The 12,149-nt window shown below is 65.2% G+C and carries 14 protein-coding genes; 6 read left to right on the forward strand and 8 right to left on the reverse strand.

What is annotated here, in order from left to right:
• Positions 1-30: 30 nt before the first annotated feature.
• Positions 31-2,088 carry a prolyl oligopeptidase family serine peptidase gene (locus tag ACQP1G_RS03795; RefSeq protein ID WP_433198385.1) on the reverse strand — a complete coding sequence of 686 codons (2,058 nt, stop codon included), beginning with the start codon at positions 2,086-2,088 and terminating at the stop codon, positions 31-33.
• Between the two features lie 169 nt (positions 2,089-2,257).
• Between ACQP1G_RS03795 and ACQP1G_RS03800 the strand changes: the two genes are divergently transcribed.
• From ACQP1G_RS03800 to ACQP1G_RS03810, 3 genes are all read left to right on the forward strand, one after another.
• Positions 2,258-3,232: a dipeptidase gene (locus ACQP1G_RS03800; RefSeq protein ID WP_433198387.1), complete on the forward strand. Its 975-nt coding sequence runs from the start codon at positions 2,258-2,260 to the stop codon at positions 3,230-3,232.
• A 377-nt stretch (positions 3,233-3,609) separates the two neighbouring features.
• A complete protein-coding gene (gene lpdA / locus ACQP1G_RS03805) occupies positions 3,610-5,010 on the forward strand; it encodes a dihydrolipoyl dehydrogenase (protein WP_433198389.1) in 1,401 nt (466 codons plus the stop codon).
• Positions 5,011-5,095: 85 nt separating this feature from the next.
• A complete protein-coding gene (locus ACQP1G_RS03810; RefSeq protein WP_433198391.1) occupies positions 5,096-5,800 on the forward strand; it encodes a polysaccharide deacetylase family protein in 705 nt (234 codons plus the stop codon).
• Here ACQP1G_RS03810 and ACQP1G_RS03815 read toward each other — a convergent pair.
• Genes ACQP1G_RS03815 through ACQP1G_RS03825 form a run of 3 tightly spaced genes read right to left on the reverse strand, consistent with a single transcriptional unit; the run spans position 5,772 to position 7,034 of the window.
• The gene (locus ACQP1G_RS03815; protein WP_433198393.1) at positions 5,772-6,119 is read right to left on the reverse strand and encodes a DUF4326 domain-containing protein; all 348 of its coding nucleotides are present in this window, start codon (positions 6,117-6,119) and stop codon (positions 5,772-5,774) included. The genes ACQP1G_RS03810 and ACQP1G_RS03815 overlap by 29 nt on opposite strands.
• Before the next feature lie 39 nt (positions 6,120-6,158).
• Positions 6,159-6,692 carry a PaaI family thioesterase gene (locus tag ACQP1G_RS03820; protein WP_433198395.1) on the reverse strand — a complete coding sequence of 178 codons (534 nt, stop codon included), beginning with the start codon at positions 6,690-6,692 and terminating at the stop codon, positions 6,159-6,161.
• A gap of 45 nt (positions 6,693-6,737) precedes the next feature.
• Positions 6,738-7,034, reverse strand: a complete 297-nt coding sequence (locus ACQP1G_RS03825) for a putative quinol monooxygenase (protein ID WP_433198397.1) — start codon at positions 7,032-7,034, stop codon at positions 6,738-6,740.
• A gap of 113 nt (positions 7,035-7,147) precedes the next feature.
• On the opposite strand from ACQP1G_RS03825, the gene ACQP1G_RS03830 reads away from it, so the two are divergent.
• On the forward strand, positions 7,148-8,152 hold the full coding sequence (locus ACQP1G_RS03830; RefSeq protein ID WP_433198399.1) for a GlxA family transcriptional regulator: 1,005 nt from the start codon (positions 7,148-7,150) through the stop codon (positions 8,150-8,152).
• Positions 8,153-8,372: 220 nt separating this feature from the next.
• On the opposite strand, the gene ACQP1G_RS03835 is transcribed toward ACQP1G_RS03830, so the two are convergent.
• Positions 8,373-8,789, reverse strand: coding sequence for a PPOX class F420-dependent oxidoreductase (locus ACQP1G_RS03835; RefSeq protein ID WP_433198401.1), 417 nt, complete (start codon positions 8,787-8,789; stop codon positions 8,373-8,375).
• 56 nt (positions 8,790-8,845) lie between these two features.
• Complete coding sequence (locus tag ACQP1G_RS03840) at positions 8,846-9,244, reverse strand: winged helix-turn-helix transcriptional regulator (protein WP_433198403.1); 399 nt, start codon at positions 9,242-9,244, stop codon at positions 8,846-8,848.
• A gap of 99 nt (positions 9,245-9,343) precedes the next feature.
• Between ACQP1G_RS03840 and ACQP1G_RS03845 the strand changes: the two genes are divergently transcribed.
• Positions 9,344-10,195 carry an SDR family oxidoreductase gene (locus ACQP1G_RS03845; protein ID WP_433198405.1) on the forward strand — a complete coding sequence of 284 codons (852 nt, stop codon included), beginning with the start codon at positions 9,344-9,346 and terminating at the stop codon, positions 10,193-10,195.
• Between the two features lie 353 nt (positions 10,196-10,548).
• On the opposite strand, the gene ACQP1G_RS03850 is transcribed toward ACQP1G_RS03845, so the two are convergent.
• A complete protein-coding gene (locus ACQP1G_RS03850) occupies positions 10,549-10,926 on the reverse strand; it encodes a VOC family protein (protein ID WP_433198407.1) in 378 nt (125 codons plus the stop codon).
• Positions 10,927-11,044: 118 nt separating this feature from the next.
• Between ACQP1G_RS03850 and ACQP1G_RS03855 the strand changes: the two genes are divergently transcribed.
• Positions 11,045-11,866, forward strand: a complete 822-nt coding sequence (locus ACQP1G_RS03855) for a TetR/AcrR family transcriptional regulator C-terminal domain-containing protein (RefSeq protein ID WP_433198409.1) — start codon at positions 11,045-11,047, stop codon at positions 11,864-11,866.
• Positions 11,867-11,883: 17 nt separating this feature from the next.
• Here the strand turns inward: ACQP1G_RS03855 and ACQP1G_RS03860 are convergent, their stop codons facing one another.
• Positions 11,884-12,021, reverse strand: coding sequence for a hypothetical protein (locus tag ACQP1G_RS03860; protein WP_433198411.1), 138 nt, complete (start codon positions 12,019-12,021; stop codon positions 11,884-11,886).
• Between the last annotated feature and the right edge of the window lie 128 nt (positions 12,022-12,149).

Consider the following 12,149-nt stretch of genomic DNA (forward strand, 5'->3'; position numbering starts at 1 on the left):
GGTGCACGCTGCACCGGGCCGGGGGAAGTGCTAGGCGGACCGCTCCATGAGCATCTGGGTGAAGAACTCGTAGATGAGTCCGGCCTGGAATGCCGACTGCTTGTTATCGGCCGCGCCGCCATGGCCGCCCTCGATGTTCTCGTGGTACCAGACGGTGTGCCCCTGTTCCTCGAGCAGCGCGGCCATCTTGCGGGCGTGGCCCGGGTGTACCCGGTCGTCGCGGGTGGACGTGGTCAGCAGGATCGGCGGGTAGGACGCGTCGGCCCGAACGTTCTGGTACGGGGAGTATTTGCTGATGTACTCCCACTCCTCGGGCTTATCCGGATCGCCGTATTCGGCCACCCACGACGCACCGGCCAGCAGCAGGTGATAGCGCTGCATATCGAGCAGCGGGACCTGGCAGACGATGGCGCCGAACAGTTCCGGGTAGCGGGTCAGCATGACGCCCATGAGCAGGCCGCCATTGCTGCCGCCCACCGCACCGAGTTGCTCGGGGGTGGTGATGCCGCGGGCCACCAGATCCCTGGCGATCGAGGAGAAGTCCTCATAGACCTTGTGCCGGTTGGCCTTCTGCACCGAGGTGTGCCACTGCGGGCCGTATTCGCCGCCGCCGCGGATATTGGTCATGACCCAGGTGCCGCCGCGCTCCAGCCAGCCCATTCCGGAGGCGCCGCTGTAGCCGGGGGTGCGCGAGACCTCGAAGCCGCCGTAGCCGGACATCACGGTCGGACCGGGGGTGCCCGTGCGATCGCGGTGCCGGATCACGAAGTACGGCACCATGGTTCTGTCATCGGACCGTGCGAAGAACTGCTCGGTCTCGACGCCGTCGGCGTCGAAGAAGCCCGGTTCCTGTTTGAGTTGTTCGGTCCGGCCGCCGACCGCACTCGCGAGCAGTGTGGCCGGAGTGGTGAATCCGCTTGTGGTCAGCATGAATTCGTCGCCGCCCTCGAGCGGATCCAGATTCATCACACTGGTGGTCGCCATCGGCGGAGTGTCGGCGAGCGGCTCCCGGCGCCAGCCGTCCGGGCCGGGGGTGAGGACGTAGAGCTTGGTCTGCACATCCTCCAGGGTGATCAGCAGCAGATGGTTCTCGGTCCAGCCGTAGCCGTGCAGCGAGGTGTGCGCGTCCGGGACGAAGACCACCTCGAATCCCCGTGCGCCGGAGAGGAATTTCTCGAAGTCGATGGCCAGTAGCGCGCCGGCGGGGTAGATGGTGTCGGCGATAGTCCAGGGCGACTTCAGGCGCACCAGGAACCAGTCCTTGTACCAGGATTCGCTGGCATCGGTTGGCACCTCGAGATAGCGCAGGCTGCCGTCGCTCTCGATCAGGTACACCTCTTCGTTGAAGAAGTCGGTGGCGCGGCCGACGAAATGTCGTTCGAAGCCCGGTGTCCGGTCATAGCCGGCGGAGACCGCGACATCGCCTGCCTCGCCCTCGAATACCGTCTGTGCCTCGGTGAGCGGGGTGCCGCGCTGCCAGCGCTTGGCGATGCGCGGATATCCGGAATCGGTGAGCGAGCCGGGACCGAAATCGGTGCCGACGTAGACCGAGTCGATATCGATCCAGCGGATCTCGGATTTCGCCTCGGGCAGGAAGTAACCACCGTCGGCCGCATCGATGAATTGCCTTGTTTCGATATCGAATTCGCGCATGACCTTGGCATCCGCACCGCCGCGGGACAGGCTGATGAGCGCACGCGACTGTTCCGGCCGCAGCACCGCGGCGCCGCCCCATACCCAGTTCTCGTGCTCCGCGGTGCCGAGCGCGTCCAGGTCGATCAGCACATCCCAGTCCGGCGACTCCTTGGCGTATTCGGCGAACGTGGTGCGCCGCCACAACCCGCGCGGATGTTCGGCATCGCGCCAGAAGTTGTAGAGCCAGCGGCCGCGGCGACTCGGGTAGGCGATCTTGGTATCGGTGTCGAGCATGTCGAGGATGCGGCGCTCGAGTTCGGTGAACCGATCGGAACTGGCAAAACGCTCGACGACGACGTCGTTATGCGCGCGGGCGAAGTCGAGGGCCCGCTCATCGGTTACTTCTTCGAGCCACAGGTAGGAATCGGTCACAGTCTGCTCAACGCCCGTCATGTCCACATTGTTGCCGAGAGTGCTCGGAAGGTGAGATATCGCTCGGTGAATCGGGCATATCGGGCATGTCGTTACAGGTTGCCCGACATCGGGTCCAGGTCTGTCGTACCTACCGGTCGGCTCAGTAGGATCGCTGCTCCGAGACCGATCCGACCGGGAGGTGGCCGGTTTGCCACAGTTTCTCTGGGAGCAGCATTGCTGCCTGCCATTGCTGCATTCGGCGCGGATCCCGGAACTCGCGCGCTATCCGCTCGGATCGCATTTGTCGGTGAACGTGGGGTATTCGCGGCAGTCGACCGAGGATTCGCTGAGGTTATTGCACAAGTTCCGCCGCGATGCGCTGGCCGACGGCCGATTCCGGCTGGTCCAGCGGTGCGCCGATATCGGTGCGGCCGATGTCATTTCGCTGGCCTTCGACCTCGAGGATTCGGGGCCGCTCTGCGGTGATCTCGATAACGTCGAGATGTTCTACGAACTGGGCGTTCGGTCACTGCTGCCGACCTACAACCATGCCAATGCCGCCGGATGCGGCTGTCTGGACACCGACGACACCGGGCTGACCGCCTATGGCCGCGACCTGGTGCGCAGGCAGAACGAGGTCGGCATGTTCGTCGACGCTTCGCATTGCTCGCCCCGGACCGGACTGGACCTGGCCGAATGCACCGAGGTCCCGATGATCTACAGCCATTCCAATTTCGCGGCACTGTGGGAGCATCCGCGCAATATCACCGACGAACAGGCCCTGGCCTGTGCGGCGACCGGTGGGGTTATCGGAATCAATGGGGTGGGAATCTTCCTGGGGCAGAATGCGATCAATGGAAGTGCCGCGCGGGTCGAGGCGATGGCGGCGCATATCGAATACGGTGTCGAGCTCGTCGGCATCGAACATATCGGCATCGGCTCCGATTACTCATTCGATGCCGAGGATTTCAATGACATGCTCATGCAGGATCCGGGGGCGTTTTCCGATGCGTATACGAAATGGGGCCCGCTGCAGTGGGTTCCGCCCGAGGACCTCATGGGGTTGAACGAGTTACCGGGCCTGGACGCGGTACTTGCCGATCGCGGATTCGGTGCGACCGACCGAGCGGCGGTACTCGGCGGCAACTTCGCTCGAGTCGCACAGCAGGTCTGGCGCGACTAGCGCACGACCCCGGTGCGCGGTGGCAACGGCCGCCGCAGTCGGACCAGGGGTCCAACGGATCCGGCCCGGTGCGGGGTCGATCGCAGATATCCGGCAGTGCGCGGCGTCGAGTAAATAATGTTCACGGAACGGCCGAAATGGTGTTCCGTGCGTGCCGACCGGCATGCTGCCGAATCGAGAGCCAATGGCTATCGGACCTGCTGGCGGCGCGAGTGGATTTAGTTCATCGGCGCCACGTGCCACACCTGACAGCCAGGGCGGGCTGGCGCCTCCATATCCACGTGCGCACCGGAAAGCCGCGGCTCCGTGTGGCGCGTGTCTCATAGTTACAGGGGGACGGTGGGTGAAGTACGTCCGGCGGAGTTAGGCTCGACGGCGTGACTTCCCATTACGACGTTGTCGTTCTCGGTGCCGGTCCTGGCGGTTATGTCGCCGCCATCCGCGCGGCACAACTTGGCCTCCGTACCGCGATCGTCGAGCAGCAGTATTGGGGTGGTGTCTGCCTCAATGTGGGCTGCATCCCTTCCAAGGCGCTGCTGCGCAATGCGGAACTGGCGCATATCTTCACCAAGGAAGCCAAGACCTTCGGCATCTCCGGTGAGGTGAGCTTCGACTTCGGTGTCGCGTTCGACCGCAGTCGCAAGGTCGCCGACGGCCGGGTCAAGGGCGTCCACTTCCTGATGAAGAAGAACAAGATCGACGAGTTCGACGGTAAGGGCACCTTCACCGACGCGAACACCCTCTCGGTCGCGCTGTCCAGCGGCGGCACCGAGACGATCACCTTCTCGAATGTGATCATCGCCGCTGGCACTGTCACCAAGCTGCTGCCGGGCACCTCGCTCAGCGCGAATGTGGTGACCTACGAGGAGCAGATCCTCACCCGTGACCTGCCCGGTTCGATCCTCATCGTCGGCGCTGGCGCGATCGGTATGGAGTTCGGCTACGTCCTGAAGAACTACGGCGTCGACGTGCGCATCGTCGAGTTCCTGGATCGCGCGCTGCCGAACGAGGACGTGGACGTCTCCAAGGAGATCACCAAGCAGTACAAGAAGCTCGGCATCACCATCACCACCGGTGCGGCCGTGCAGTCGATCGACGACGACGGCGCCAAGGTCACCGTGTCGATCAAGGACAACAAGACCGGCAACCTGGAGACGGTCACCGTCGACAAGGTGCTGCAGGCCGTCGGCTTCGCACCTCGGGTCGAGGGCTACGGCCTGGAGAACACCGGTGTCGCGCTCGAGCGCGGCGCCATCGTCATCGACGACAACATGCGCACCAATGTGCCGCATATCTACGCCATCGGTGACGTGACCGCGAAGCTGCAACTGGCCCACGTCGCCGAGGCCCAGGGTGTCGTTGCCGCGGAGACCATCGCCGGTGCGCCGACGGTCACCCTCGGCGACTACCGGATGATGCCGCGCGCCACCTTCTGCCAGCCGCAGGTCGCCAGCTTCGGCCTCACCGAGCAGCAGGCCCGCGACGAGGGCTACGACGTGAAGGTCGCCACCTTCCCGTTCACCGCCAACGGCAAGGCGCACGGCCTCGGCGATCCGACCGGTTTCGTCAAGCTGGTCGCCGACGCCAAGTACGGCGAACTGCTCGGCGGCCACCTCATCGGCCCCGACGTCTCCGAACTGCTCCCGGAGCTGACGCTGGCCCAGAAGTGGGACCTGACCGTCAACGAGCTGACCCGCAACGTCCACACCCACCCGACGTTGAGCGAAGCCCTGCAGGAAGCGTTCCACGGCCTCGCGGGCCATATGATCAACTTCTGATCACTTCGTCGTGACGGTGGCGTCCGGTCCGGAAGGGCCGGGCGCCACCGTTTTTCGTCGAAGGTGTTCTGGTATACACGGATTGATGCTGCGCAGGTTGCTGATCGGTGGTGCGCTGTCGGTTGTTGTCGTGGTGCTGCTCGGAGTCGGCACGTACTACCTGATGAACTCGCGGACCTACCAACTCGCGGGACGCCTCGTGCATCGGGTCGATACCGACGCCAAGGTGGTCGCGCTGACCATCGATGACGGGCCTTCGGCGAAGTATCCCGAAGTCTTGAAAGTCCTTGCGGATGCGCAGATTCCGGCGACGTTCTATCTGATCGGCGAGTATTTGGCGGCGCAGCCGGCGGCCGGGCGGGCGATCGCGCAGGCCGGGCACGAACTCGGCAACCACAGCTATACCCATCGGCGGATGGTGTTCGTCTCCGCCGACACCGTCCGGGACGAGCTGGAACGCACCGATGCCGAGATCGCGGAAACCGGCTACCAGGGACCGATCACCTTCCGCCCGCCCTTCGGCAAGAAGCTGTGGGCGTTGCCCAAGTATTTGTCCGACCATGATCGGACCACGGTGACCTGGGATGTGGAACCCGATTCGGGCAAGGTGGCGAGCACCGATGAGATCGTCGCGGAAACGGTAGCCGAGGTGCGGCCGGGTTCCATTGTCCTGCTGCATGTCTGGAGCGATCAGGGGGCGGCTTCGCTGGCTGCGATACCGCGGATTGTCAGCGAATTACGCTCCAGGGGATACAGTTTCGTCACCGTTTCGAATCTGATCGATCACTAGCGGTGGGAAGCCCATCGGAATCGGCAAGTTCAGCGATCACTTCGGCGTGGCAGGGTTGGGGCAGGCACCAGCATCCGAGGCGGTGCCCACGCAGACCGGGGAGCAGCGCCAGGAGGTCGGGTCGGCCGAGAAGGTAGGCACGATATTTGGCCAGGACCTCGTCCCGCGTGCCGTCGCGGCCCGGGCGGAAGGGGCTGGCCAGCGGGGATTGCTCCAGATGCCAGCCGCCTCTGGTCATCGCCCGGCCCACGTAGCGGACGTCCGCGTAGTCTCGGTCGTCTCGATGACCTTTGAGGTTGACGACCGTGGTTTCGCTCATGGGTCTTGCTCCTCTCGGTGGTTCTCTCGGGCAGACGGTTCAGGAGGCGCTCGGGTCCGCGTTCGACGGGGTGAGGATCGCGCAGGTAGTCGTGGCATGGGCGTACAGCTTGCCGTCGGTGATGCCGGTGACCCGTGCCTCGGCCGTCGCCGTGGTCCGGCCGACGTGGACAGTGCTGGCCTCGCACCGCAGCCGGGAGGTGTGGGCGAAGATCGGGCGCACCATGTGCACGTTGAGCTGCATCGTGGTGTAGGCGCGGCCTCTGGGCAGTACGGTGGCTATCGCACTGCCCAGGGCGGAATCGAGCAGCGTAGCCACGAAGCCCCCGTGCACGGTCCCCATCGGGTTCAGCAGGTGCTCGCCGGGATCCCCCTCGAACGCTGCCGCGCCCTCGCCGACCGCCACCAGGCTGAATCCGAGCGTCCCACCGATGGGCGGCTCCGGGATCTCCTGCTCGAGGATCTTCTGGAGCAGTTCCAGGCCGGTCAGATCGCCGGCCTCGGTCCAGGGAAAGGGCCGCTGCCAGGTGTGGGTCCGTGAACGCAGTTCGTGGGGGTTCGTGGTCGCTGTCATCGGTGTTCTCTGTCTCCTCGTTCGGATGTGATGCGCCGATCCCGGTCAGGAAATCTTGACTCCGAGTAGGTCCACCGGGGTGATGACCGGAGGCGAGCTGAGCATGGTCTGCGCCGCTCCCATGAGTGCGGCGGCAATCTTGCCTTCCAGGTGGCTCTGACGCCCCTGCTCGTCGTTGAACGTGTCGAATACACCGAAGGTGGTGGCGTCCTGGCGGAACGAGAACCAGGTCACCGTGTGCTGCTCCTGCTCGGCCAGCGCGACCGCGTCGCGCAGCATTGCCTCGACCTCGTCGGCGTACTCGGGCTTGGCCTCGATACGGGCCAGCAGACCGATCTTCATCGTGGTCACTCCTTGTGTGTGGGAACGCCGGATCTCCGGCACACACCAAACCTACGTCGCTGGTCAGCTCCTGCATCAGTGGCAGAAACGACATCAATGATAGTGTTTACGCCATGGACGTAGCGGTGCTCGCCTACGACGGGGTCTTCGACTCGGGCCTCGCGGCGATCCTCGACGTGCTGGACGGCGCCAACGCGATGGGCGAAGAGGCCGGCGCGATGGGTGCGGAGATCTCCGAACCGCCGACGTGGAACGTGACCACGATCGGCCTCCGACCCCAGGTGCGCACCGGTGCGGGACACCTGGTCGCCACCAAGCCCCTCGCGTACGCCGAGGCGGCAGATCTGTTGATTGTCCCCGCGCTGGCCGAACGTCGTCCCGCAGCGCTGTTGGACCAGGTAGGCGGGGATCACACGCTCCCGCTCCGGGATCAGATCGCCCGAAGCCGCGAACGCGGCACGGCGATCGCCTCGGCATGTACCGGTACCTTTCTGCTGGCCGAAGCGGGCATCCTGGACGGCCTGCGCGCGACGACGACCTGGTGGCTGGCGCCGGTCTTCCGCGGACGGTATCCGGCGGTCCAGGTCGATCAGAGCCGGATGGTCGTCGTCTCCGACGGCGTTACCACCGCGGGCGCGGCCTTCGGACACCTCGATCTCGCCCTTGCGATCGTCCGGGCGAGCAGCCCAGCGCTGGCTGACCTGGTGGCCCGCTACCTGGTGGTCGACGAGCGCCCGTCACAGTCCGCCTACACGATCCCCAGCGCCCTGGCACAGAGCGACCCCACCGTCGCGGCTTTCGAACACTGGGTCCGCGAACGCTTGGCCGAGCCCATCAATATCCCCGACGCGGCCAAAGCTATCGGCGTCAGCAAGCGCACGCTGCAACGCTGCGTCCAGCGCACCTTGGGAACCTCGCCCATCCGCTTCATCCAGGACCTCCGGATCGAACACGCCTCCCACTTGCTGCGCACCACCGAACTGTCGATGGAAACCATCGCCCGGAAAGTCGGTTACGAACACGCCAACACCCTGCGCGTGCTGCTTCGCGAACGCACCGGCAAGACCACGATGGCACTGCGGGGCATCCGCGCCGCCTCCGGTGGCCTCCAGAGTTGAATCTACGGGGCAGATGCCGCCGAAGACGCTGTGCCACTGTGGATTTCGCATACAACGCGGACCTGCGTCGGTGACCCGGGTGCAGGGCACAGTAGCGCGGCTGGTGCACAACGACAAACTGGCGCAGCCATCCATCGATCGTTGATCGCCTACGATCACCAACCCCTGGGAACTACTAGCCTGGGCAGTTGCGGCCGATCCTGATCCGTACCGGCGCCGATCAGAGCATTCCGTACGCGTGGGTGGGGGTGATGCGGACCAGCGCTCGGCGGTCCTCGACCATCGCTTCGCGGTATTCGGTCCAATCGGGATGCTCGCCGGAGGCCGTGCGGTAGTAGGCGACCAGTTCGTCGACGGTGGCGTCGTCGGGAGCGGCGGCGACGGGAGTCACCTCGACGGTCCCTTCCAGGACCGCGTAGGCCCAGAAGTCATCGCGGGTCACGTGGATCGCGGCCCACGGATCACGCACCAGGTTGTGGTACTTCGCCCGGTCGGCGGTGATGGAGATGCGGATGATTCCGTCATCGCCGATGACGTGCAGCACGTTGGACAGTTGCGGCCGCCCGTTGCGGCGAATTGTGGTCAGCACCGACCGGCGGTGGGCGCGAGCGAAGTCGAGTGCGGAGGAGAGTTCCATATCCGGGTCAACGGGTCGCGCTCGCCGTACCTTCCCGCGCGCCGATGCGGCTCGGTTCAGGCGCGGTGGTAGGCGGCCTGGGCCGCGTGCACTCGCGGCATATTGATTTCGACCACCTGGATGAGCTCCTCCAGGCGATCGGCGACCAGGGATCCGAGTTCGGTCAGGGTGTACTCCACCCGCGGCGGGATGGTTTCGTACACCTCGCGATGCACCATGCCGTCGCGTTCCAGGGCCTGCAGGGTCTGCGAGAGCATGCGCTCGCTGACGCCGTCGACGCGGCGGCGCAGGGCGCTGAACCGATACGGCCCCTCACGCAGCGCGACCAGGGCGAGCGTGCCCCAGCGGCTGGCCACATTCTGTAGCACCGGTCGCGACGTGCAGTTTCGGGCGAAGACGTCGGCTTCCAGCGTCGGATCGTCGGTATCCGCCGACGGCGTGCGCTGAGTGGTCATGGATTCGATGGTACCGAACTTGACCAAAGTGTCTACGGAATGCATAGTGCTTACTATTAGTTAGTACTTGATGAGCCGTACATACTTCTGGAGGTAGTCATGACCGTTGCAGTAACCGCAGCCGGTGGGCAGTTGGGTCGTCTCGTCGTAGAGGCGCTGTTGCGCGAGGGCGCCACGTCGGTGGTCGCGATCGTGCGCGATCCGCAAAAAGTCGCCGATCTGGCCGAGCGGGGTGTCGAGGTCCGCCAGGCCGCCTACGACGACCCGGATGCGCTCGATCGAGCGCTCGCTGGCGTCGACCGGGTGCTGCTCGTCTCCGGCAATGAGTTCGGCGCGCGAGTCGCCCAGCACACCAACGTGATTCGCGCCGCCGAGCGGGCGGGTGTGAAACTCCTTGCCTATACCAGCATTCCGCGCGCCACCGAGAACCCGCTCATCCTGGCTCAGGAGCACAACGGCACCGAGGCGGTGCTCGCGGCATCCACTGTCCCGCACGCGATCCTGCGTAATGGCTGGTACTGGGAGAACTACTTCGGCGGACTCGGCCACGCGGTCGAGACCGGGGTGCTGCACGGCGCCGCGGGCGACGGCCGTGTCGCTGGCGCGGCGCGCGCGGACTATGCCGAGGCGGCCGCCAAGGTGCTGACCACCGATGGTCACGAGGGTCGCGTCTACGAGCTCGGCGGCGATGAGCGCCTTACCTATGCCGAACTCGCCCAGGTGATTTCGCAGGCATCGGGCAAGCCGGTGCGCTACGAGAACCTGTCGAAGCAGGACTACAACGCGGCACTCGAACAGGCCGGTCTCCCCGGCCCCTACGCCGCGGCGCTCGCCGACGCGGATGCCGGAATCGGCGGCGGCCTCCTCGATATCGACTCGGGGGACCTGCAGAAGTTGATCGGCCGCCCCTCCACGCCTGCGGCCGACGTCTTCCGCGCCGCCTTCGCCTGATCGCGATACCGCGATACTCGCCGCGGATCTCGTATCCGACGGTCGGGGCTGGTGCGGCCGGTTCTGTATCGGTCGAAGTGGGTTGTCGGCTCGACTGTGCGAACTGAGGTCGTATGCCGTGTCGGCGCCGCACGTGATGTGCGGACGCCGACACGGCAGGCAAACGCGTTGAGTACCAACCGAAATCGGTCGGCATCCACCGCAGTGTTCGCGGTCCCGCGTGATATGCCGCAATCCATACGGCCCGCAAATGCGATGAACGCCAACGAAGTCGGTTGTCTGCGCACCCGCGCACGCCGCATGTGCGTGCGCGGCCTGCACTACGGCGTGCGAACTCCGTGCCTATCGGGCGTTCAGACCCACTGCACCAGTTGCAGGATGATCCCGTTGGGATCGGTGGTCTGGAAGTAGCGTTCGCCCCATGGCTCGGTTTCGATCGGCGTGACGATCGGGACGCCCGCGCTCTGGAGCCGTTCGTACTCGGCATCGATATCGTTCACGACGAAGGCGACCAGTAGGCCCTCGCCCGCGCTGCCCGCTTTGTGCTTCGGTTTGAAGCTGTCCAGGCCGGTGCGCAGGTAGCAGAGGGTGAAACCGGCATCGGGGCGGGCGACGGAGATGAAGCCGTCGGCCGACATCTGCTCGGTGAAGCCGAGGTGCTCGATCGCGAACCGGGCCGAGGCCTGCGGGTCGGCGACATTGAGGGAGATGGCGGAAGCGGTGATGTTCAAAAGAGTCCTCCTCTGGAGCCGGACTTAAACTCTATACTTAGTACGTTATACTTTGTAGAGAATTTTTCCGACGGCCGCACTATGACCTGGATCACCCCGATACGATCGGCTTTCGAGCATGGCGTGCGGGATATCCGCGAGACGAGGAGGTGGCGTGGCCGAGCAGTCACGGGACCGCAGTAGTGCGGGTGATCCCGTGCGCACCTTGGAGTTGCTGTGGCGCGTATCCGATGCGTCGCCGCGCGAACCGAAGCGACAACGCGGACCCAAGCAGCGCAGCAGTGTGGATGCCGTGGTCGCGGCGGCGATCGAGATCGCGGATAGGGAGGGGATCGGCGCGCTCACCATGCGCGCCGTCGCCACTGAACTCGGCTCGACGCCCATGGCCATCTACACCTACGTACCGGGCAAGGCCGAACTGATCGATCTCATGCTGGACGCGGTCTATCGGGAGATGTCACGCGCCGATCTGACCGAGCTGCCCTGGCGCGACCGTGTGGCGACGATCGCCGCCGAGAACCGCGCCGTGCTGATCCACCATCCGTGGGTCGCCTACCTGCCGACCACCCGTCCGCCGCTCGGCCCCGGCGTCGTCGCCAAGTACGAACACGAACTGCGCGCCTTCGACGGCCTCGGCCTCGAGGACCTCGATATGGACGCGGCTCTCACCTTCGTACTCGGCTTCGTCACCTCCGTCGCTCGCATCGCCATCGATACCGAGCGCGCCGCCGCCGACAGTGCCATATCCGACCATCAGTGGTGGGAACGCGCCGCTCCACTGCTGGCCCAGGTCTTCGACGTCGAACGCTATCCACTGGCCGCCCGTGTCGGGGCGGTCGCGGGCCGGGCTCATGACTCCGCCTACAGCGCCGACCATGCCTACGAGTTCGGTCTCGCGCGCGTCCTGGACGGCTTGGCTCATCTCATCGAAAACCGCTGAGCCGTAAGCGGTGTCGGCTACTGATCGCCGGTGCCGATTTCGTTGTGTGGTTCCGGATGCCGCGGAGCGTCCGCAGTGCCGGGCAGCATGAAGCTCGTGGTCACAATTGCCAGAAGGATGAATCCCGCCACGATCAAGACGAGGCTGACAGTCATGACGCCCCCTTTCTCCTCTCGAGCTGACAGCTAATTATCGGCTAGCTAGATGGAGGGGTTTCCTCTCGCGGTGTCGCCACACTATGGCGTGCGACACACTTCGGCTTACGCCTTGAATTATGCGCTTG

Origin of the sequence: Nocardia sp. CA-107356 (assembly GCF_050946365.1) — a bacterium.
In the GTDB taxonomy this organism is placed as follows: domain Bacteria; phylum Actinomycetota; class Actinomycetes; order Mycobacteriales; family Mycobacteriaceae; genus Nocardia.